This is a genomic window from Actinoplanes sp. NPDC004185, from assembly GCF_053603475.1.
In genome coordinates, this window is record NZ_JBSGFR010000055.1 from 36,209 (window position 1) to 56,002 (window position 19,794).

At 72.6% G+C, this 19,794-nt stretch carries 21 protein-coding genes and 1 pseudogene; 7 read left to right on the forward strand and 15 right to left on the reverse strand.

Annotation, left to right across the window (positions count from 1 at the left end):
• The first annotated feature begins 67 nt into the window (after window positions 1–67).
• Genes ACWEOZ_RS37725 through ACWEOZ_RS37740 form a run of 4 tightly spaced genes read left to right on the forward strand, consistent with a single transcriptional unit; the run spans window position 68 to window position 2,962 of the window.
• Window positions 68–817, forward strand: coding sequence for a prolipoprotein diacylglyceryl transferase (locus ACWEOZ_RS37725; RefSeq protein WP_451915464.1), 750 nt, complete (start codon window positions 68–70; stop codon window positions 815–817).
• Window positions 814–1,134: a hypothetical protein gene (locus ACWEOZ_RS37730; RefSeq protein WP_451915465.1), complete on the forward strand. Its 321-nt coding sequence runs from the start codon at window positions 814–816 to the stop codon at window positions 1,132–1,134. Before ACWEOZ_RS37725 ends, ACWEOZ_RS37730 begins: the two co-directional genes overlap by 4 nt.
• Window positions 1,131–2,708 (forward strand): radical SAM protein, encoded by a 1,578-nt coding sequence (locus ACWEOZ_RS37735; protein WP_451915466.1) that lies wholly within the window; start codon window positions 1,131–1,133, stop codon window positions 2,706–2,708. The genes ACWEOZ_RS37730 and ACWEOZ_RS37735 overlap by 4 nt, the downstream gene beginning before the upstream one ends.
• The gene (locus tag ACWEOZ_RS37740; protein ID WP_451915467.1) at window positions 2,705–2,962 is read left to right on the forward strand and encodes a hypothetical protein; all 258 of its coding nucleotides are present in this window, start codon (window positions 2,705–2,707) and stop codon (window positions 2,960–2,962) included. Before ACWEOZ_RS37735 ends, ACWEOZ_RS37740 begins: the two co-directional genes overlap by 4 nt.
• 39 nt (window positions 2,963–3,001) lie before the next feature.
• Here the strand turns inward: ACWEOZ_RS37740 and ACWEOZ_RS37745 are convergent, their stop codons facing one another.
• From ACWEOZ_RS37745 to ACWEOZ_RS37770, 6 genes are read right to left on the reverse strand one after another with little or no spacing between them, the layout of a single operon-like run.
• The gene (locus ACWEOZ_RS37745) at window positions 3,002–4,171 is read right to left on the reverse strand and encodes a glycosyl hydrolase (protein ID WP_451915468.1); all 1,170 of its coding nucleotides are present in this window, start codon (window positions 4,169–4,171) and stop codon (window positions 3,002–3,004) included.
• A 30-nt stretch (window positions 4,172–4,201) separates the two neighbouring features.
• Window positions 4,202–5,086: a carbohydrate ABC transporter permease gene (locus ACWEOZ_RS37750; protein ID WP_451915469.1), complete on the reverse strand. Its 885-nt coding sequence runs from the start codon at window positions 5,084–5,086 to the stop codon at window positions 4,202–4,204.
• Window positions 5,087–5,141: 55 nt separating this feature from the next.
• Window positions 5,142–6,050, reverse strand: coding sequence for a carbohydrate ABC transporter permease (locus ACWEOZ_RS37755; protein ID WP_451915470.1), 909 nt, complete (start codon window positions 6,048–6,050; stop codon window positions 5,142–5,144).
• On the reverse strand, window positions 6,050–7,474 hold the full coding sequence (gene ngcE / locus ACWEOZ_RS37760; RefSeq protein ID WP_451915471.1) for an N-acetylglucosamine/diacetylchitobiose ABC transporter substrate-binding protein: 1,425 nt from the start codon (window positions 7,472–7,474) through the stop codon (window positions 6,050–6,052). Before ngcE ends, ACWEOZ_RS37755 begins: the two co-directional genes overlap by 1 nt.
• Window positions 7,475–7,491: 17 nt before the next feature.
• Complete coding sequence (locus ACWEOZ_RS37765; protein ID WP_451915472.1) at window positions 7,492–8,256, reverse strand: sugar isomerase domain-containing protein; 765 nt, start codon at window positions 8,254–8,256, stop codon at window positions 7,492–7,494.
• Window positions 8,253–9,170 carry a MurR/RpiR family transcriptional regulator gene (locus tag ACWEOZ_RS37770; protein ID WP_451915473.1) on the reverse strand — a complete coding sequence of 306 codons (918 nt, stop codon included), beginning with the start codon at window positions 9,168–9,170 and terminating at the stop codon, window positions 8,253–8,255. The genes ACWEOZ_RS37765 and ACWEOZ_RS37770 overlap by 4 nt, the downstream gene beginning before the upstream one ends.
• Window positions 9,171–9,279: 109 nt before the next feature.
• On the opposite strand from ACWEOZ_RS37770, the gene ACWEOZ_RS37775 reads away from it, so the two are divergent.
• Window positions 9,280–10,212 (forward strand): N-acetylglucosamine kinase, encoded by a 933-nt coding sequence (locus tag ACWEOZ_RS37775; protein WP_451915474.1) that lies wholly within the window; start codon window positions 9,280–9,282, stop codon window positions 10,210–10,212.
• Here the strand turns inward: ACWEOZ_RS37775 and ACWEOZ_RS37780 are convergent.
• From ACWEOZ_RS37780 to ACWEOZ_RS37820, 9 genes are all read right to left on the reverse strand, one after another.
• Window positions 10,205–10,906 carry a hypothetical protein gene (locus ACWEOZ_RS37780; RefSeq protein WP_451915475.1) on the reverse strand — a complete coding sequence of 234 codons (702 nt, stop codon included), beginning with the start codon at window positions 10,904–10,906 and terminating at the stop codon, window positions 10,205–10,207. The genes ACWEOZ_RS37775 and ACWEOZ_RS37780 overlap by 8 nt on opposite strands.
• 10 nt (window positions 10,907–10,916) lie before the next feature.
• Window positions 10,917–11,621, reverse strand: coding sequence for a hypothetical protein (locus tag ACWEOZ_RS37785; protein ID WP_451915476.1), 705 nt, complete (start codon window positions 11,619–11,621; stop codon window positions 10,917–10,919).
• On the reverse strand, window positions 11,618–12,406 hold the full coding sequence (locus tag ACWEOZ_RS37790) for a hypothetical protein (RefSeq protein WP_451915477.1): 789 nt from the start codon (window positions 12,404–12,406) through the stop codon (window positions 11,618–11,620). Before ACWEOZ_RS37790 ends, ACWEOZ_RS37785 begins: the two co-directional genes overlap by 4 nt.
• A complete protein-coding gene (locus tag ACWEOZ_RS37795; protein WP_451915478.1) occupies window positions 12,403–13,110 on the reverse strand; it encodes an ABC transporter ATP-binding protein in 708 nt (235 codons plus the stop codon). The genes ACWEOZ_RS37790 and ACWEOZ_RS37795 overlap by 4 nt, the downstream gene beginning before the upstream one ends.
• A 54-nt stretch (window positions 13,111–13,164) precedes the next feature.
• Complete coding sequence (locus tag ACWEOZ_RS37800; RefSeq protein WP_451915479.1) at window positions 13,165–13,824, reverse strand: response regulator; 660 nt, start codon at window positions 13,822–13,824, stop codon at window positions 13,165–13,167.
• Complete coding sequence (locus ACWEOZ_RS37805) at window positions 13,821–14,915, reverse strand: sensor histidine kinase (protein WP_451915480.1); 1,095 nt, start codon at window positions 14,913–14,915, stop codon at window positions 13,821–13,823. The genes ACWEOZ_RS37800 and ACWEOZ_RS37805 overlap by 4 nt, the downstream gene beginning before the upstream one ends.
• 76 nt (window positions 14,916–14,991) lie before the next feature.
• Window positions 14,992–15,348 carry a PRC-barrel domain-containing protein gene (locus tag ACWEOZ_RS37810; RefSeq protein ID WP_451915481.1) on the reverse strand — a complete coding sequence of 119 codons (357 nt, stop codon included), beginning with the start codon at window positions 15,346–15,348 and terminating at the stop codon, window positions 14,992–14,994.
• Window positions 15,349–15,391: 43 nt separating this feature from the next.
• Entirely contained in the window at window positions 15,392–16,900 is a 1,509-nt protein-coding gene (locus ACWEOZ_RS37815; protein ID WP_451915482.1) for an FAD-binding oxidoreductase, read from the reverse strand.
• Window positions 16,901–16,939: 39 nt separating this feature from the next.
• A complete protein-coding gene (locus ACWEOZ_RS37820; protein WP_451915483.1) occupies window positions 16,940–17,695 on the reverse strand; it encodes a class I SAM-dependent methyltransferase in 756 nt (251 codons plus the stop codon).
• 671 nt (window positions 17,696–18,366) lie between these two features.
• Here ACWEOZ_RS37820 and ACWEOZ_RS37825 point away from each other — a divergent pair.
• Both ACWEOZ_RS37825 and ACWEOZ_RS37830 read left to right on the forward strand, forming a co-directional pair.
• On the forward strand, window positions 18,367–19,467 hold the full coding sequence (locus ACWEOZ_RS37825) for a sugar ABC transporter substrate-binding protein (RefSeq protein ID WP_451915484.1): 1,101 nt from the start codon (window positions 18,367–18,369) through the stop codon (window positions 19,465–19,467).
• Between the two features lie 148 nt (window positions 19,468–19,615).
• Window positions 19,616–19,794: pseudogene (locus tag ACWEOZ_RS37830) on the forward strand (ATP-binding cassette domain-containing protein); the annotation flags it as partial.

Sequence of the window (19,794 nt, forward strand, 5' to 3'; positions counted from 1 at the left end):
CGGTGAGCCGGGACTCGACACCGGCGGCCCCGAGTTCCTGGGTCGTCGTCGGCGGTTCCACCTCCGGATGCTATATCGTCATTTCGTGCATATCGGGCAAATGCCAGCGGGTACGCACGACGTCTTCGTCGCGCTCGGACTGGCGGTCGCCGGGCTGGTCTTCGCGGCCGAGGTACGCCGGCGCGGACGGCGAGACGAGCGGCTCTGGTACCTGGTGGCCGGGGTGCTCGTCGGTGGCGCCCTGTTCGGCCGGCTCGGCACCTGGCTCCAGCACCTCGACCTGCGGCAGAACGCGACCCTGGCCGAGCAGTGGGCGTACGGCAACCGCAGCATCCTCTCCGGCCTGGCCGGCGCCTACCTCGGTGTGCTGGTCGCCAAGCGGCTCTGCGGCTACCGGGAACGCAGCGGCGACCTGTTCGCGCCCGCGATCGCCGCCGGCATGGCGGTCGGCCGGATCGGGTGCCTGCTCACCGAACGGCCCGGCACGCCGACCGGCGGGAGCTGGGGCATCACCGTGGACGGCGTGCCCCGGCATCCCTCTTTCGCGTACGAGATCGCTTTTCATGTCCTCGCCCTGGCCGTGCTGGTCGCGGCCCGCGACCGGGTCACCCAGCCGGACGCGTTGTTCACCGGCTACCTGGCGGGTTATGCGGTGTTCCGGTTCGGGGTCGAGTTCGTCCGCGGCAACGAGGTGGTGGCGGCCGGGCTCACCCGCCCGCAGTTGTTCCTGCTGGCCTGCGCTCCCCTGCTGGCCTGGCGGCTCGTCGTCCTCGCCCGGGGGCACCGGGCCACGCCGGTGCACGAGGTGCCGGCGTGAGGCCGCCGCCGCAGCCGATCCGCACCGGCGCGGTCTGGGCCGGGATCGGGCTCGCCCTGCTCGGGCACCTGATGTGCGCCGGTCTGGTCGCCGCTGCCATCTGGAGCGCGGGTGACGCGGCCGACCAGGCGCTGATCGGTGGCAGCCTGCTCGGTCAGCTGGTGCTGTTCGCCGCCGTCGTCGCGGCCGGCACCGTCCTGATCGTCAGAGGTGACCGTGGCCTGGGGATCGGGCTGTTCATCGGGTGGGCCGCCGGCCTGATCGTGCTGCCGCTCGTCGGGTTCGGGCTGTGCGTGGCCCTGATCTCGGCCTCATGACCACATCCCCGGAGGGACACCTGATGGGCACCGGCATGCCGCTGCGCGGCGACCGCATCCACCGCTACGTCAACGCGTTCTGCCCGCACTGCCACGACGAGGACCCGCAGCGCCCGCTGGCCGAGGTCGCCCGGCTCTCGGGCCGCCTCGTGGTCCGCGAGGAGCAGGTCTGGCTCGAGCGCGGCTGCCCGCGGCACGGCCTCGTGCGCACCCTCTACGACGAGCACCCCGAGATCCTGACCTACCTGGAGCAGTGGACCGCACCGACCAAACAGCACGAGCCCGACCTGGCCGGCAACTTCGCCCCGGTCCCGGCCGCCTACCTCGACGGGCTCCCGGAGATGCAGACCCAGCACACCTGCATCCTGCTGACCGACCTCACCGACTCGTGCAACCTGCGCTGCCCCACGTGTTTCGCCGACTCGTCGCCGGCCCTGGACACCGTCGTCCCGCTGGCCGACGTGCTGGCCAACCTCGACGCCCGGCTGGCCCGTGAGCGGCAGCGCATCGACGTGCTGATGCTCTCCGGCGGCGAGCCGACGCTGTACCCGTACCTGGCCGAGCTGCTCGACGCGGTCGCCGCCCGGGACGTCGTGCGGATCCTGCTCAACACCAACGGGTTGCGGATCGCCCGCGACGACGCCCTGCTGGACCTGCTCGCCGCCCATCGCGGACGGGTCGAGGTCTACCTGCAGTACGACGGGGTCAGCGAGCGCGCGCACCGGCAGCACCGCGGCGCCGACCTGCGGCGGGCCAAGGAACAGGCCATCGACCGGCTGGCCGGGCGCGGCATCTTCACGACGCTCACCATGACGGCCGCGCTGGACGTCAACGACGACGAGATCGGCGCTGTCGTCAAGCGGGCGCTCGACACGCCGTACGTGGGCGGGGTGTCGATCCAGCCGCAGTTCGGTTCCGGCCGGTCCGCGGCGATCGACAGCGGCCGCCGGCTCACCCACACCGGGGTGCTGGCCCGGCTCGGCCCGCAGACCGGCGACCTGGTCACCTGGCGGGACCTGACCGCGCTGCCCTGCTCGCACCCGCACTGCTGCTCGGTCGGCTACCTGCTGCGCGACGACACCGGCGAGTGGCGCTCCCTGACCGCCCTGGTCGGCCACGACCGGCTGCTGTCCTGGCTGGAGCTGGCGCCTGAAGCCGTCGCCAACCGGATCGCCGACACCGAGCTGCCCGCGCAGCTGCGCCGGGCGGTCCGCGACTCGCTGCTCGGCCTGCTGTCGGAGCAGTCGTCGCTGTCGCATCCCCGGGTCGGCGACCTGTGGCGCGACATCTGCGCCAACTGCGACCTGGGAATCGGCACGCTGGCCGCGATGGCGTCGTCGAGCCTGCCCGGGGGCCGGGACCGGCTGCGCCGGATGCTGGCCGAACGGGTCAAGCGGATCACCGTCAAGCCGTTCATGGACATGGCGACGATGGTGGAGGAACGACTGCTGCAGTGCTGCGTGCACGTGGGCACCCGCAAGGACGACCGGGACCAGTGCGCGCCGTTCTGCGCCGTGCAGGCCTGGCCGCAACTGGCCGCCCAGCGCCTCCCGCAAGCAGTGGTGCGGCGGTGAGCGGCGCTCCGGCCGACCCGCTGCGCCTGTGCGTCTACGCCACCGTGGCCGCGCTGGCCTGGCTGGCCGGGCCCCTGGCGGTGACCGCGTTCGCCGCGCTGGGTCTGGCCGGCTACGTGCGGGCCCGGCGGGCGGGGCTGCGCCGGTCGAAGTGTGTGCTGCGGGATGTCCGGCTGGTGGTGGCGTACCTGACGGCGCTGACCGCGGCCGGGCTGGCCGGGATCGGCTGGCAGTGCTGGAGCTGGCTGACCTGACAGGGGGCGCCGCCGGTGGCGGCGCCCCCGCGGACCGGGTCAGCAGCGACCGAGGTCCTGCCACTGCTGGGTCCAGCCGGGCTCCGAACCCTGCGTCCAGTACCGGGCCTTCCACAGGTGCTTGCCGTCACCGGAAGGCGGGCCGCTCGGGTCGCCGTTGCGGCTCTTCTCGTGCTTGACGGTCTGCCCGCCCTGGTACACCGTCCCGAAACCCCACTCGGGCGCCGACGTGCAGTCCCCTTGAGAAGGAGGCGGGGTGGTCGGCGGGGTCGTCGGTGGCGTGGTCGGCGGGTTGGTCGGCGGGGTGCAGCCGCCGGTGGTGTCCACCGTGTCCGCGAACGTGCTGCCGGCCGAGCGGTAGCCCGCCGTCCGCGCGGTCACCTCGGCCGGCGACAGCGCCTGGTTCTTGGCGAACAGCACCCAGTCCACCTGCTGGACGTACGTGCTGCGCCCGCCGGTGTGCGCCGCCGTGTCGATGAACCACAGGTTCCAGTTGATCGTCATGGTCTGCCGCGGGTAGAACTTGCCCGAGTGGTCGCCGACCAGCACACCGTCGATGTAGTACTTGACGTGCCCGCCGGCCACCGTGGCCACCAGGTCGTGCCAGCCGTTGAGGCTGGACCGCTGCTCGGAGTGCACGTTGTCGGCGAACCACGGCTCGGCCCGGTACGTGTACCAGGTCGTCTGGTAGTTGATCGGGCCCGTCTCGCCCCACCCGCCGTTGGGCAGGTACTCCGAGATGTCCAGCTCGCTGTACGTCGGGTCCAGGTCGCCGTTGAGCGGGCTGATGGTGAAGAACGTCTCGTTGATGTGGTCGCCGTCGTTGCCGGCCGTCGGGGTGTCGGTGAAGCGGACCCGGCTGGCGTACGTGCCTTCCAGGTAACGCTTCTGAGAGCTGTAGAGCTCGGCGTGGCTGGTGCCGGCGCCGGTGCCGTCGGTGGAGGCGGTGAGCTGCATGACCTTCTGCCCGCCCTCGGTGGGGAAGGTGATGCTGCTCGGTGACCAGGTCGCTCCCGGCACGCCCGGCCCGCCGGCGTAGCTGCGCGGGGTCCAGCCGTGCGCGGTCAGCGAACTGTCACCGGCCGAGCTGTAGGAGAAGTCGTCGAACAGGTAGCCGCAGTCGGCGGCGGAGGCGCCGGCGGCGTGGGTGAAGACGGCCAGGGAGCTCAGCAGCGTCGTCACACCCAGCAGCTTGAGGGTTCTGGACATGGGGGTCCTCCGGAATGGGGGTGAGGGGACCTACTTGACCGCGCCGGCGGTCATTCCGGCGCGGATGTGGCGTTGGAACGCGACGTAGGCGATCAGCACCGGCAGCATGGCGATGGTCAGGCCGGCGAACAGACCGCTCCAGTCACTGCGGTAGCCCTGGCTGACCGACAGGGCGGCCAGACCCTGCGCCAGGACGTACCGGTCCGGGTCGGGGTTGAGGACCAGCGGAAGCAGGTACTGGTTCCAGAGCCCGAGGAAATTGAAGATGCCGACGGCGACCAGGCCCGGCCGGGCCATGGGCAGCATGACGCGGAAGAAAACCGCGCCGTGCGAACAGCCGTCGATGAACGCCGCCTCGGCCACCTCGCCGGGCAGGGTGCGGAAGAACGAGTGCAGGAAGAAGACCGTGAAAGGCACGGCATACGCCGCATAGACCAGGATCAGACCCTGGTACGTGCCCAGCAGCCCGAGCCGTTGCACCACGAAGAACAGCGGCACCAGGGCCAGGAAGACCGGGAAGAACATGGCCGCGACGAAGGTGTAGTAGATGAGCCGGTTGCCCCGGAACTCGTAGCGGGCCAGGGCGTAGGCGACCAGCGAGCCGAGCAGCATGGTCAGCAGCAGGGCCCCGCCGACCACGATGAGGCTGTTGAGGAAGTAGCGGCCGATGCTGGCCTCGGTCCAGGCCCGGGCCCAGTTGCCCGGCTGCGGGGACGCCGGCAGCGACCACGGCTCGTTCAGGATCTCGGTGTCGGTCTTGAAGGAGCTGATCACCGCCCAGAGCAGCGGCAGCGCGGTGACCACGGCCCAGGCCAGCATGGCCAGGTGCACCGGGAAAACGGCGTAGGACCGCCGAGCCCGGCGCGCGGGCACCGGTGGTACGGACACCGCCGGCCGTTCATCCACGAGCGTCATGCTGAGCCTCCTCCGGCATGCCTGCCCGGCCCTTGCTTCGCTGCGGTGCAGGCACTCATGCCAGCTCCAGCCTCTCCTTGCGACCGGCCCGCAACGCCAGCACGGCCAGCGTCAGGGTGGCGAAGAACAGGGCGACGCCCATGGCCGAGGCGTAGCCGAACTTGCCGTAGGTGAACGCGTTGCGGTACAGCGACAGCCCGATGACCTCGGTGGCGCCGTCCGGACCGCCCGGACCGACCGTCATCACCTGCACGACCGCGAAGGCGTCCAGCGCGGCGATGCCGAGATAGACGAAGGCCACCTGCACGGTCTCGCGGACCAGTGGCAACGTCACCTTGCGGAACGTCGCCCAGGCCCCGGCCCCGTCCAGCAGCGCCGCCTCGAACAGATCCCGCGGGATGCCGTCGATCGCCGCGCTGAACAGCACCACGTAGAAGCCGACCGAGGACCAGACCAGCACCGCCATCACGGCGATCAGGGCCAGCGACGGCGACGCCAGCCAGCTCTGCGCGAGCCCGTCGAGCCCGATCGCCCGCAGTCCCCCGTTCAGCAGGCCGGTGTTGGGGTTGTAGACGAAACCCCACAGGACCGCGATGACCACGAGCGAGAGCAACTGCGGGAAGAAGTACACGATCTGGTACGCCCCGGAGCCCGCGATGCCGCGCCGCCCGCCCCGCCCGCCGAGGTGCATCATGCTGGCCAGGAACAGCCCGATGCCGATGGTGACCAGCGGGACCACCACCAGCATCACCGCGTTGTTGCGGACCGCGTCGAGGAACAGCGAGTCCCCGCCGAGGCGGGCGTAGTTGCCCGCCCCGACGAAGTGGGCCTCGCCGGCCACGCCGGTCCAGTCGGTCAGCGACAGGTAGAAGGCCTGCGCGTACGGCGACAGCACGAAGACCACGTGCAGCACCAGCGCGGGCACCAGCGCGCCGGCCAGGAACCGCCACCGACCGTGCCGCATCAGCGGGTGTACTTCTGGACCGAGGAGTCCTTGGCGATCGCGTCCGCCGCCTTCTGCACCCGCTGCGCCCACCCGGCCGCGGTGATGCGCTTGTTCACCAGCTCCCCGGTGGCGTCGTCGAGGGCCTTGGCCAGCGGGGCGTACCAGGTGCGGAAGCGGTAGGTGAAGGTCTCGGCCCCGGCCGCGGTGACCGCGTCGCGGACCGAGCCCAGCCCGCTGCTCAACGTCAGGCCGTCGGTCGCCCCGGCCACCGCGGGCAGCGTGCCGGCCGTGGACGCGAACGCCTTCGCCGACTGCTTGGAGAACAGGATCCGCAGATACTCCAGGCCGCCGGCCGGGTTCTTCGCCTTGGCCGGCACCAGGAACGACTCGCTGCTGGCGGCCTGCACCGCGGCCGGCTTGAGCTGGTCGCCCGCCGTCCGTGACGGCACCGCGCCCATCACCATGTCGAAGCCCGGCGGGGTGACGTCCTTCTGCTCGCTCTCCAGCCACGAGCCGCACGGGATGAACGCGGCCTTGCCGTTGGACCAGGCCGCCTGGGCCTCCGTGTGGGTCAGCGCCTCGGAGCCGGCCATCAGGTAGCCCTTGCCGGCCAGCTCCGCGAACGCCTCGGCGGCGCCGATCAGCCCCGGCGCCTTCCACGCGTCGGGCTCCAGGTTGTCCACGGCCTTGACCAGCGCGAGCCCGCCGGTCTTGGCGGCCATGCTGAGCAGCGGATCGTTGATGTACTCGGGATACTTGCCCTGGTAGGTCCAGGGCGCGATGCCGGCTGCCTTGATGGTCGCGCACAGCGCCAGCATCTCGTCCCAGGTCTTCGGGTACGCCCAGCCCTTCGCGGCGAACAGCGACTTGGAATACCAGAGCCCCCAGACCGTGTAGGTGAAGTTCAGGGTCATCGGCGTCTTGCCGAACGTGCCGTCCTCGACCACCCCGGGCAGCAGGGTGTCGCGCACGGTCACCGCCGGGTCGTCGAAGGACGGCGCGTCCAGCAGCGCGCTCAGATCGCTGACCTGCTTGGCCGCCACCAGCGTGGCGATGTCGAGCCGGCTCGCGCCGGTGTTGTCGACCACGTCCGGGGGCGTGTTGGCCACGAACCGGGGCTGCAGGGCCTCACCGATCTTCTGCAGGCCCTGGTGGTCGATCTTCGCGCCCGGGTACTTGCGGGTGTAGAGCGTGCCGGCGTGCTTGGCGTACTCGTCGCCGTACCCGCCCTTGAAGATCACCACCTCGAGCGGGGTCTCGGCCTTGACCCCCAGCGGGTTGTCGGCGCTCTTGGCGCCGGTGTTGCCGGCGGCCGGGTCGTTGTCGTCGCTGCCGCCGGTCACGCAGGCACTGAGCAGCGGGGCCGCGACGCCGGCGGTCAGCGCGGTGCGCAGCAGGGTGCGTCTCGTGGGGTACGGTTCGGAAAGGGGTGGGCGGTTCATCAGCTGGGCCTTCTTCCCTAAGCGGTACGCCGGATGCGCCCGGCGTACCGCGCTTCGAGCTCCTTGTTGTGCTCCCGCCCGCCCGGCACGTTGTCGGAGAGGTAGACCGGCGGGGTGATGCCGAGCGCCAGCAGCCGGGCCACGACCTCGGTGACCATCTGCTGGGCCAGCAGGGCGGCGGTGATCGAGGAGACGGCACCCACCGCCCCGGCGGTTCCGGCGCCGGCGCTGTAGGACAGCGCGGCGTCGCCGTAGGGGGCGCCGTTGTCGAGCACGACGTCGGCGAGGTCGGCGAGCTTGCGGCCGCTGTCGTGCCGCGAGTCGACCCGGGCCGAGTGCTCCCGCGAGGTGATCGCGATCAACGCGTGCCCGCGTTGCTTGACCAGCTGCGCCATCTCCACCACCGCGCCGTTGACGCCGGAGTTGCTGGCGATGACGAAGGTGTCGTCGGGCTTGATCGGGGCCAGGTCGTAGAGCCGGTGGGCGACGCTGGGCGTGCGCTCCAGCTGCGGATCGGTGAGCACCGCGGCGGGCTCGCCGCCGTACAGGACGATGTCGCGCAGCGCGATCTTGTTGGTCGGCACCAGGCCACCGGCCCGGCCGGCGATCTCCATGGCGAGCGCCTCGGAGTGCCCGCAGCCGAAGGCCTGGATCACCCCGCCGGCGCGCAGGGTCGCGGTCAGCAGGTCGGCGGCCCGGGCCACCGCGTCGCGCTGGCTGTTCCCGACCCGGGTGATGGCCTCGGCGATGACCTCGGCGTAGGCGGCGCTTGTGATCGTCACAGCGGCTTGTCCCTCCGTGCTCGCTTGCGGTTGGCGTGGGGCTCGGGCACCCGGTGGGCGTCGACCGCCCGCACGGTCAGCTCGAGGGCCTCGGCGGTGCGCTCGTAGGTGCGCTGGGCCACGGCGACGTAGATGAGGTCGAGGATCAGCAGCTGCGAGTGCAGGGCGGACAGCGCCGCCAGCCGGAAGGTGGTCTCGTGCACCGCGGTCACGAACGCGACGTCCGCGACCTCGGCCAGCGGCGACCGGGCGAACGAGGTCACCGCGACGGTCAGCGCCCCGTGGTCGGCCGCCTCGGCCAGGGTCTCGATGGCCTCGCGGGTGCGGCCGGAGTGTGACAGGGCGATCGCCACGTCACCGGGGCCCAGCAGCGCGGCGTTGGTCAGGGCGGTGTGGGTGTCGGCGCGGTACCGCACCGGGACGCGGATGCGCTCCAGCCGGAAGGCCATCTCGCTGCCCGCCGTACCGCTGCTGCCCAGCCCGAAGATCTCCACCCGCCCGGCGGTGGCGATGGCCGCCGCGACCCGCTCGATCGCCGCGGTGTCCAGTCCGGACGCCGTCGCCTGGATGGCCCGGGTGTCGGCGGCGGTGATCATGTCGAGCACCTTGTCGAGCTGGTCGCCGGGATTGATGTCGCCGCTGATGTCGGTCTCCCAGCGGGCCTGCTCGGCCCGGCCGGTCTCGGTGGCCACGGCGACCCGCAGATTCGCGTAGCCCTTGAAACCGAGGGCCCGGCTGAACCGGGTGACCGTGGCGGTCGAGGTGCCGGACCGCTCGGCCAGGTCCACGATGCTCGCGTGCGCGGCCGTCTCCGGATCGGCCAGGATGGTCTCGGCGATCTTCGCCAGCGCCTCCGGCATGCTCGGCCCCTCGATGCGCAGCCGCACCAGCAGACCGCCGCTCTCGCCCGTCACCCGATCCTCATTGTGCTGATCCTCGTTTTCATCGTTGTCCTGTGTCGATGAAAATTACGACCACTGTGGCTTCTGGTCAACAAAAACTTTCTATGTTTCGATCTGCTGCGTGAAGCTGGTGCTGGGAGTCGACGCCGGCGGGACGGCGTCGCGCGCCGTCGTCGCCACCACGCAGGGCGCGGTGCTGGGCCGCGGCTCGGCCGGCCCGGGCAACCCGGCGGCGGCCGGTCCGCAGGCCGCCCGGGCCATCGGTACGGCGGTCCGGGCCGCCCTGCGCGGCCACGATCCGGCCGCAGTGATCGCAGGTGCCGCGGGTGTCGCCGGGGTGAGCGCACTGGATGACCCCCGGGTGTCCGGGGCGTTCGACGACCAGTGGCGGGCGTGCGGCCTGAGCTGTCCGGTCTCCGTCGTCGGGGACGCGGTCACGGCGTTCGCAGCGGGCACGGCGGCACCCTCGGGCGCGGTGCTCATCGCGGGCACCGGCGCCGTCGCGGCCCGGCTGGAGCACCGGCGGATCACCGGCACGGCGGACGGGCTGGGCTGGCTGCTCGGCGACGAGGGTTCGGGCCTGTGGCTGGGCCTGCACGCCGTCCGCGCGGTGGCGCGCGACTGGGTCGCCTCGACACCGGCCGGGCTCGCCGCCGTCGTGGCCGCCCACGCCGGCGTGAGCTCGCGCGACGACCTGGTGCACTGGGCCGGACGGCAGCCGCCCCCGGCGTTCGCCCGGCTCGCTCCGCTGGTCTGCGCCGCGGCCCGGGCCGGTGACAGCCTCGCCGGGCGGCTGACCCGCGAGGCCGGCACCCGGCTCGTCGCCACCCTGGGCGAGCTGGGACCCCTGGACGGTCCGGTCGTGCTGGCGGGCGGTCTGCTCACCGGTGACACGCCCGTCCGGGAGGCCGTGCTCGCCGCTCTGCCCGGCCCGGTGGCCACCGCGTCCGACCCCGCCCTGGGCGCCGCCTGGCTGGCGCTGTGCGAGGTGTCCGGTGTGGACGACCGGGAAGCGGCCCAGCTCCACGGCCGTCTGCTGCAGGCGGTTAAATGACCACCACCGCGGCGAAGGACTCGCCGGCTCGCAGGCGGCGGATGAGGTCCAGCACGGCGCCGGCACCGCCGTGCGCGGCGACCCAGCGGTCCACCACGCAGGCACTGTCGCGGTAGAAGTCCGTCGAGGGCGCCGCGCCGGCCCGGACCGCCGCCAGCGCCCGGTCGTGGTCGATCGGGCAGCGTTCACCCGGCGGCTTCGCGGTCAGGTAGCGGGGGTCGTCCGAGACCAGCACCGCGAGGCCTTCGTGGAACCAGCGCGGCACCTGGTCGTAGCGGGAGCCGAGCCGCCGGTACAGCTCCGCGTGGGTGAGCTCGTGACTCGCGATCACCACGTCGGCGCCGTCCGGGGACAGCGCCAGCGCACGGTCCCGCAGAGCCTGTCCCTTCTCGCCGCCACCGCCGATGTGCTCGTAGCACTCCGTGCTGAGGCAGACCAGCACGCGGGGACTGCTGCGCGTCGCACCGAGGTAGTCGCCGACCCGCTGCCTGGCCTGGGCGATCAGGTCCACCACCTGACGCCGCTGCTCGGGCGTCGCGCCGTCGTCGACGTACACGTCCGGCCCGGCCCGGCGCAGCCCGTAGCAGCCGGGACAGGCGGCCGCGACGGCGATCGGGTAGAACACGACGAGCGCGGCCACGGCTGCCACCAGGACGGCGGCAAGCGCGGCGGCTACAAGCCGCTTTTTCGACACCATCGCCTCCTCAAGCGTCACGGCGAACGAAGACCAGCCAGGCGGCCACGACGCATCCGGCGGCCCAGGACGACAGGGCGAGCAGGCCGCCGGCCCGGCCCAGGGCGGACGGGCCTCCGGGCAGGCCCACGAGGCTGAGCGCCGCGTCGTGCGGCAGGTACTTCACCAGGTCCGGGACGACGCCGCGGAGCATCGGCGTGACCAGCAGGGCCGTCGCCGACAGCACGGCGAGCGGGGCCACGACGGTCCTGGCGATGACCGCGAAGCCGTAGCCCACCAGCGCGAGCAGCAGGTACGCGGTCACCAGCGCGGGAAGGCCGGTGCCCGCGGCGGCCCGCGGGAACGGCAGCACCACCAGGACGGCTCCGAGCAGGCTGACGAACGCGCACACCGTGGACTTGGCGGCGAACAGCCGGGTCCGGCCCGGCCCGGCGAGCAGGCTCACCCGAACCTGCCCGCCGCGGAACTCGCTGCCGGCCGCGAAGACGGCGATCGCGGCGAAGACGTAACCCGGGACCAGCAGCGGGGCGCCGAGCCGGGCGATCGGGACCGGGCCGTCCGGGCCGGCGACACGAACGGCATCCGTCGCGGCGAGCACGCCGAGCGCACCGTTGGCGGCCAACGCTCCGGTCAGGGCGATCCAGGTCGCCGGCAGCGTACGGATCTTGACCAGTTCGGCCGCGAGCAGGTCGCCGAACCTGATCGGCGCGGTCACCGGGCGTCCCGCCGAACGAGGGTGGCCCCGGCGAGCAGGGACGTCACCAGGACCCAGCCCACCAGCACCAGCACGGCCTGTAGCGGGCTCGACGTCAGGTCGCCGGTCGCCGGGTCGAGCAGCAGGTTCCGGCCGGCGCTGACCGGCAGGAGCGCGTCCAGGCCGGGTGCGCCGGCCAGCACCTGGGTCATCGTCACGGTGATCAGCGCGAGGCTGATGCCGATGGTCGCCAGGGTGCTGCGGGCGATGACGGCGATCGCGTACGTGCTCAAGCCCAGCAGCACCGCGTACAGGATGAACCTGGCCTGGCCCGCGAGCGCGTCGGCGCTGACCGGCAGCCCGGGATACCGGGCCTTGACGCCCAGGTAGCTGAACCCGGTGCTGATCGTGGCGATCAGCACCGCCGCCAGGGTGAGGTAGCCGGCTGCCGCCAGGAGCTTCGCCCCGAGCAACCGGCCGCGCCGGGGCACGGCGAGCACCGTCAGCCCGAGCTGCCCGCCGCGGAACTCCTGCCCGGCGATCACCGCGGCCAGCGCGGGCAGGAACACGCTCATCTGCAGCGACGACGCACGGATGCCCTCGAGCAGAGCCGCGCGGGCGGGCTCCCGCCGGCCGAGGAAGATCTCGATGGTCCCGTCCCGCGTGACCTGGGCGACCGCGTCGGCGGTGAGGCCCACCACCTGCACCTCCACCAGCAGTTGCAGGGCGAGGACGGCCCCCAGCACCAGCCAGCCGGTGCGCAGCGTGATGATCTTGGTGAGCTCCGCCCGGACGGCGGCCCTCACGCCGCGGTCCGTTCGCCGGTCAGGGCGAAGAACGCCGCCTCCAGCGACGGATGGCCCGCGGTGACCTCGGCGACCGGGCCCCGCCCGGCGATCCGGCCCCGGTGGATGACCACCAGGTCGTCGGCGGTCGCGGCCGTCTCGGCCATCAGGTGGCTGGAGAGCAGCACGGTACGCCCGGACGCCGCATAGTCCCGCAGCAGCTGCCGCACCCAGCGGATCCCCTCCGGGTCCAGCCCGTTCACCGGCTCGTCGAGCACCAGCACGTCCGGCTCACCGAGCAGCGCCGCGGCGATCCCGAGCCGCTGTCCCATCCCGAGCGAGTACCGCTTCACCCGCTGCCTCGCCACCCCGGCCAGGCCGACGAGCTCGAGGACCGCACCCACGCGGGCCCGGGGGATCCGGTTCGACCGGGCGATCCAGGTGAGGTGGTCGACGGCCCGGCGCTCCGGCACCGGCCCGGCCCCGTCGAGCAGCGCGCCGACCGTCCGCAGCGGCTGGTCGAGGTCGCGGTAGCGCCGGCCGTGGATCGTCGCGGTGCCGCCGCCGGCCGCGTCCAGGCCCAGCAGGATCCGCAGCGTGCTGGACTTGCCGGCGCCGTTCGGGCCGAGGAAGCCGGTGACCCGGCCGGGCCGGGCGGTGAAGCTGACGTCGTCGACGGCGGTCCGGCCGCCGTGGCGTTTGCTGAGGTGGGCGATGTCGATCACGGACACCAGCCTGCGGCCCGGGGTCGCCGGCCCGCGTCACCCGGAAGTAGACACCTAGCGCGGCTCGTGCAGCAGGCCCGCTTCGTAGGCCAGCACGGCGAGATGGGTACGGTCGTTCACGTCGAGCTTGGCGAACATCCGGCGCAGGTAGGTGCGGATCGTCTCCACGCTCAGGGTCAGCTCGTCGGCGATCTGCTGGCTGGAGTAGCCCCGGGCGACGTACCGGATGACCTCGGTCTCGCGGGCGGACAGCACCTGGCCGGCGAACGCGTGCCGCCGCTCGGGCCGGCGCGGCGCGAACTGCCGCATCAGCCGGGCGGTGATCTCCGGGGCCAGCATCGCGTGGCCGGCGTGGACGGTGCGTACGGCGTGCAGGACCTCGGGCGGGGACGCGTTCTTGAGCAGGAAACCCGACGCACCGAGGGTGAGGGCCTCGTGGACGTACTCGTCGAGGTCGAAGGTGGTCAGCATGATGACCTTGGTGGTCGTGGCCGGGAGCAGGCGCCGGGCGGCCTCCAGCCCGCTCGTTCCGGGCATCTGCACGTCGAGCAGCGCGACGGCCGGCTTCAGCGCGCTGACGAGCCGGGCGGCGGCCTCCCCGTCCGCGGCCTCCCCGGCAACCCGGAAGCCGGGCGTACGGTCGAACAGCTTGCGGTAGACGCCGCGGAAACGGGCGTCGTCATCGGCCAGGAACACGCTGATGGCCGCGGTCACCGGCCACCGCCTCCCCGGACGGGCAAGCGGGCGCTGACCTCGAAGCCACCGCCGGGGTGGTCGCCCCAGGTGACGGTGCCGCCGACGAGCTGGGCCCGTTCGCTCATCCCGCCGAGGCCGAAGCCCGCGTGCTCGCGTCCGGCGGCGCCCGGCCCGCTGTCCCGGACCCGGACGACGACCGCCCCGCCCGTCTCGTGGACGTCCACCGTGCAGGGCGCGCCCGCCGCGTGCCGCACGACGTTGCTCAGCGACTCCTGCACGATCCGCAGCACGACCGCCCCGACGGCGTCCTCCACCTGCTCGTCGACCGTGATGCGGGCCCGCACCTCGACGCCGGCGGCGCGCGTGGTGTCGACGACCGAGGACAGCCGGTCGACCGGCGAGGGCGCGGAACGCAGTCCCCGGACCAGCACCTGCACCTCTTCGAGCGCCCGCCGCGCGTGCAGCTCGATGCCGGCCAGCGAGTCGCGTAGCTCCTGCTCACCGGCGTCGGCCAGGCCCCGGGTCACACCGGCCTCGGCACTGATCACCCCGAGCGCGTGACCGACCACGTCGTGCACGTCGCGGGCGACCTCCAGCTGGACGCGGGCGCGCTCCGCCTCCCTGGTGGCGGCGATGCCCCGGCCCACCATGGTGCCGAGCAGCCAGGCCACGCTGACCGCGGCGACGGCCACGACGGCCCGCTGCCCGAGCCCGGTCATGTCACCGGAGGGGACGCCGGTCACCGCGGCGAGGCTGAGCGCGACGCAGGCCAGCACGAGGACGGGCAGCCTGGTGCGCGAGGCGCGCGCCACGGCGAGCGGGTACAGGCACCAGGCCACGGCCAGCATCGGGTCCTGGCAGACGCCCAGCGCATTGCCGGTGACGGTGGCGATCGCCGCGACCACGGTCGCCGCGCCGGGGAACCGCCGCCGCGAGACCATGGCCAGCCCGGTGATCGCCGCCAGAGCCCAGCCCGCGGTCAGGCGGGCCGGGCTCGCGGTGTCGAGCGTGGGCGGGGCCCAGAACACCAGGACCACGACGGCCGCCGCGAGGACGTCCGGCACCAGCCGCAGGCCACCGGAGGGGCCGGCGGAAGGGCTGCGACGCACGTTCGCACCCTACTGGGCTGACCCGCGGCGGAAAACCCGGGCAAAACCCCGATGGCCGGCCCGGTCCGGGCGCCCGTCAGCGGCGGGCCAGGCGGCGCTCCCCCGCGGCTCCCGGCTGGTAGGGCAGGTTGTAGTGGGCGAAGACGCCGGGCTCGTCGCCGGCGGCGAGCTCACCGTCGAGGTCGATGGTGGGCGCGTCGCCGACGACCTTCTTGTCGTAGCGCACCCGGACGGCGCTCGGGCTCACGGTGGCCCCGTCCAGCGGCACGAAGGTGAGCCGGTGGCGGCCGATCATGCCGGTCCGCACGGTCGCGAACGCGGGTTGGTCGGTGGACGTGTCGACGTAGACCGCCTCCAGCTCGCCGATCTTGGAGCCGTCGGGGTCGATGACTTTCTCGCCGCGCCAGTCGCGCAGATTCTCAGCGGGGAACATGCTGCTCTGGTTCCCTGCTGGTCAGGGGCGAAACAGCAGGCCCTCAGACGGCGTACGGCGAACGGAACAACCGGTCCGGGTCGGCGGCGGCGCGGACCCGGCGGAACCGCGCCAGGTTGGCACCGTGGTAGCGCGGCACCCGGGCCGGATCCGGTTCGAGGTAGTTGACGTAGCGGCCGGCGGACCAGCGGGCCATCGCCCGGTGACCGTCGTCGATCCACGCGTAGGCGTCGCGGACCGTGGCCGGATCACCGGCAGCGGGCTGGACCAGCCACTGCAGCATGGTGTGCACGCCACGCCAGGGGAAGGCGGTCGCGCCGGGAGCCACCCGGCCCTGGGCGCCGGTCATCCGTTTGAGCTTGGCGATGCCCGGCCGGCGGGCCCCGGACCGGCGTTCCACGCTCGCCAGCAGAGCGGCGACGGCATCGGGCGGCAGGATGCGGGGAAAGACATCGCTGCCGACCAGCTCGGTGGCGCGGGGGCCGCAGTCACCGGCGTCGTCGCAGCCGCCGCGGTTGTGCACGACGGTGCGGTGCGGGAGGCGCTCGACGCGTACCGTGGCCGGCTCCCGGCCGATCGCCCGGACGATCGCCGCCACCTCGGCGTCCGCGGTCCCGCCGAGCAGCACGCCGGAGATCCGTACGCTGCGGGCACCGCGCGCGTCGGAGGCGAACTGGCAGGACGACCAGGTCTCGTCGGGCGCCCGGGACAGCCGGGCCTGCCAGCCGGCCGCGACCCGGGCCGCCGCACTCCACGGATAGGTCAGCACGAAGGTGCCGGCCGGGGCCGCCGGATAGGTGCGCATCCGCCAGGTGGTGACGACCCCGATGCCGCTGCCGCCGCCGCGCAGCGCCCAGAACAGCTCCGGCTCCCGGCCGGCGTGCACGGTGCGGAGCCGCCCGTCGGCGGTGGCCAGCTCGGCGGCGATCACCGCGTCGCAGGTCATCCCGTACGCGGAAGCCGCCATCCCGATGCCGCCGCCCAGCGTGATCCCGCCGATGCCGACGGACCCGCACGATCCCGAGGGGATCGAGACGCCGTGGACGTCGAGCCCGTCGTAGACGTCGATGAGCCGGGCACCACCACCGATCGTGGCGGTGCGGCTGCCCGCGTCGTAGCCGATCGTGCGGATCCCGCGCAGGTCGAGGACCACGCCGGTCCGGCTGGTCGACGCGCCCACATAGGAATGACCACCCCCGCGCGGCACCACCGGTACGCCGAAGCGCCGTGCGAAGCGGATCACCTCGGTCACGTCCGCCGGGCCGGCGCACCGGGCGACCGCCGGCGGCCGGACCGCGTCGAAGCGGGGGTCGACCAGGCGGTGGGCCTCGGCGAAGGTCGCCGCGCCGGGCAGTTCCACCGCTCCCTCGAGGCCGGCGGCCAGCGCCTTCCAGTCCCCGGCCGTCGGGCCGCCGGTCGTTGAGCCGCCGGCCGTCGGGCCGCCGATCTTGGGGCCGCCGATCGTCGGGCCCGCGGCGGCGACAGCGGATCCGGCTCCGGTGGCCGGAGCCACGACGGCGGCGCGCAGCAGCGTGCGACGAGACAGCGGCATACCGACAATCTTCGCATACCGGACGCAGCACCCTGATGCTCAGCGCGCCGTCCGGCCGACCGCATAACGGAACGCGTTGACCAGGGTGTAACCGCCGCCCGGGGTGCGGAAGGGCCGGGCGGCGGCGATCACGGTCGGCGCCGTGCCCGCCATGGTCGCCGGGTCCTCACCCAGCAGGACGCCCTCGACGAGCGTGTCGTCGTCGGCCACCCGCCACGGAAGCTCGACGATGCCGGCCGCGACCAGGGTGAGACCACCGTCGTCCAGCAGCTCCTCGAGACCGCCCGGCAACCGCAGCTCCCCGTCGGGCAGGGGTTCCTCGTCGGCGGCCCGGGCCACGGCGTCCTCGATGACGGTCAGGTCGTTGCGGTCCCGCTCGGCCCAGTTGGCCACCGCGACGTGTCCACCGGGGACGGTGACCCGGATCAGCTCACCCAGTGCGGCCAGGGTGTCCTCGGCGAACTGCAGGGCGTTGACCGAGACCGCCAGGTCGAAGCCGGCGTCGGGCCAGGGCAGGTGGTCGGCGGTGCCGACGCGGAGGTCGGCGCCCGGCACGCGCCCGCGGGCGTACGCCACCATCCCGGCGGCCGGGTCGATGCCGGCGGCTGAGATCCCGCGGCGGGCGAGATGGGCGAGCAGGTCACCGGCGCCGCAGCCGACGTCGAGGACGCGAGCCCCGCGGTCCACCGCGGCGGCGGCGAGCACCGCGTCCCAGGCGGGCTCGGCGAATGCGCCCCACAGCCGTGACCAGCTTTCGGCGACGGCCGACCACCGGACGGGATCGGCACCGTTCATGTCTCGTTCTCCCGGGGATCGCCGGAACCATCCGCGTGCGGCCCGGCACACCAGGATATCGACCGCGGATTTCGGGAAAGGCACTGGCCGCTCCCCGTTCATCGGGTCCATTCCCGGGCCGCCACCGCGCAATCCGGGAATGACACCGCCCACCACGGGCCGGGGGACACCGCAGCGACCGGGAGCCGGCCGCCGGCCGGTACGCCTCAAGCCCGCTCCGGAAGTTGCGGAAGGTCTCTCCCCCTTCGGTGGATCGGCGACCCGTCCGAACGACCGACCCCCTGTCCGGATCGGTGGGCCACCGCAGGAAGATCCGCACTCCGGAAGTTTCGGAGCCCGGTCGGCCGGATCCTTTCCCCTTAAATGTGTCGAGTTCGGACAGGCGGCCCGGTGCTGCGGCCCATTCTGTGTCGTTTCCAGCGATTACCACGGCCCCGCCGGGCAACGCCTGCCCGACCCGGAAATCCTCGTATCACCGCCGTGTTGCCGGATTGTTATCCCGTGTTTCAAGATCGCCCGCCGACACCCTTGTGCAACCGGTCGTTATGGGAAAACGTTGCCGGGCACAACAAACTCGCTCCTGATCTTGAACACGTCCGGGAGTGACTCTCCCGCGCACTGGCACCATCGAAGCCGATCGAAGGCCCGGAACACCCGAGAGGACACAAGGTATGCGTAAAGGACTATTCGCCCTGGCCGCGGCCAGCCTGCTGGCCACCGGCAGCATGGCTGCGTGTGGTGACGACAGCGGCAGCGACTCCGGCAGCACCGGCGGTTCGTCCACCGGCAAGGTCGGCGTCATCCTGCCCGACACCAAGAGCTCGGCGCGGTGGGCCACTGCCGACCTCACGTACCTGAAGGCGGCGTTCGACGCGGCCGGGGTCCAGGCCGACATCCAGAACGCCCAGGGTGACAAGACCCAGTTCCAGACGATCGCCGACGGCATGATCTCCAGCGGCGTCAAGGTCCTGATGATCGTCAACCTGGACTCCGGCACCGGCAAGGCCGTGCTGGACAAGGCCAAGAACGCCGGCATCGCGACCATCGACTACGACCGGCTGACGCTCAACGGCGGCGCGAATTACTACGTGTCGTTCGACAACGTCAAGGTCGGCGAGCTGCAGGGTCAGGGCCTGGTGGACTGCCTGGCCGAGAAGAAGTACACCAAGCCGGTCGTCGCCGAGCTCAACGGCTCCCCGACCGACAACAACGCCACCCTGTTCAAGCAGGGCTACGACTCGGTCCTCAAGCCCAAGTACGACTCGCAGGAGTACGTGAAGGGCCCGGACCAGGCCGTCCCGGACTGGGACAACGCGCAGGCCGGCACCATCTTCGAGCAGATGCTCACCTCGAAGAAGGACATCAAGGGTGTGCTCGCCGCCAACGACGGCCTCGGCAACGCCGCCATCGCGGTGCTGAAGAAGAACAAGCTCAACGGCCAGGTCCCGGTCACCGGCCAGGACGCCACCGTGCAGGGCCTGCAGAACATCCTCGCCGGCGACCAGTGCATGACCGTCTACAAGGCGATCAAGAAGGAGGCCAACGCGGCCTCCGAGCTGGCCATCGCGCTGGCCAAGGGCCAGAAGCCGACCACGGCCACCGGCGTCACCAAGGACGTGGAGTCCGGCAAGGACGTCCCCTCGGTGCTGCTGGACCCGCAGTCGATCACCAAGGCGAACGTCAAGGACGTCATCGCCGACGGCTTCGTCACCAAGGAGCAGCTGTGCACCGCTGACTTCGCCAAGGCCTGCACCGACGCGGGCATCAGCTGATCTGAGCTGATCGCGGGTCGTCCCGTTCGGCGCGGCGCCGCTCCCGCCTTCACGGGCGGGGGGCGGCGCCGCGCCGGGTGACCCCCGTCCCACCGCCAGTGGCGCTGCCACGACGACGAACCCGGTCACCAAGCGAAGGAGAACCACCGTGGCCGCGACACCCCTTCTGGAACTCAACGGGATCGACAAGAGCTTCGGTCCCGTCCAGGTCCTGCACGACGTCGGACTGAGCGTCTACCCCGGCGAGGTGACCGCGCTCGTCGGCGACAACGGTGCCGGAAAGTCCACGCTGGTCAAATGCGTCAGCGGGATCTACACCATCGACGC

Bases quoted from the DNA above. Each gene is read 5' to 3' on its own strand.
- ACWEOZ_RS37735 (WP_451915466.1), top strand. From the start codon at position 1,131: ATGACCACATCCCCGGAGGGACACCTGATGGGCACCGGCATGCCGCTG.
- ACWEOZ_RS37755 (WP_451915470.1), bottom strand. From the start codon at position 6,050: ATGCGGCACGGTCGGTGGCGGTTCCTGGCCGGCGCGCTGGTGCCCGCG.
- ACWEOZ_RS37820 (WP_451915483.1), bottom strand. From the start codon at position 17,695: ATGAACGGTGCCGATCCCGTCCGGTGGTCGGCCGTCGCCGAAAGCTGG.
- ACWEOZ_RS37810 (WP_451915481.1), bottom strand. From the start codon at position 15,348: ATGTTCCCCGCTGAGAATCTGCGCGACTGGCGCGGCGAGAAAGTCATC.
- ACWEOZ_RS37750 (WP_451915469.1), bottom strand. From the start codon at position 5,086: ATGACGCTCGTGGATGAACGGCCGGCGGTGTCCGTACCACCGGTGCCC.
- ngcE (WP_451915471.1), bottom strand. From the start codon at position 7,474: ATGAACCGCCCACCCCTTTCCGAACCGTACCCCACGAGACGCACCCTG.
- ACWEOZ_RS37825 (WP_451915484.1), top strand. From the start codon at position 18,367: ATGCGTAAAGGACTATTCGCCCTGGCCGCGGCCAGCCTGCTGGCCACC.
- ACWEOZ_RS37815 (WP_451915482.1), bottom strand. From the start codon at position 16,900: ATGCCGCTGTCTCGTCGCACGCTGCTGCGCGCCGCCGTCGTGGCTCCG.
- ACWEOZ_RS37725 (WP_451915464.1), top strand. From the start codon at position 68: ATGCTATATCGTCATTTCGTGCATATCGGGCAAATGCCAGCGGGTACG.
- ACWEOZ_RS37745 (WP_451915468.1), bottom strand. From the start codon at position 4,171: ATGTCCAGAACCCTCAAGCTGCTGGGTGTGACGACGCTGCTGAGCTCC.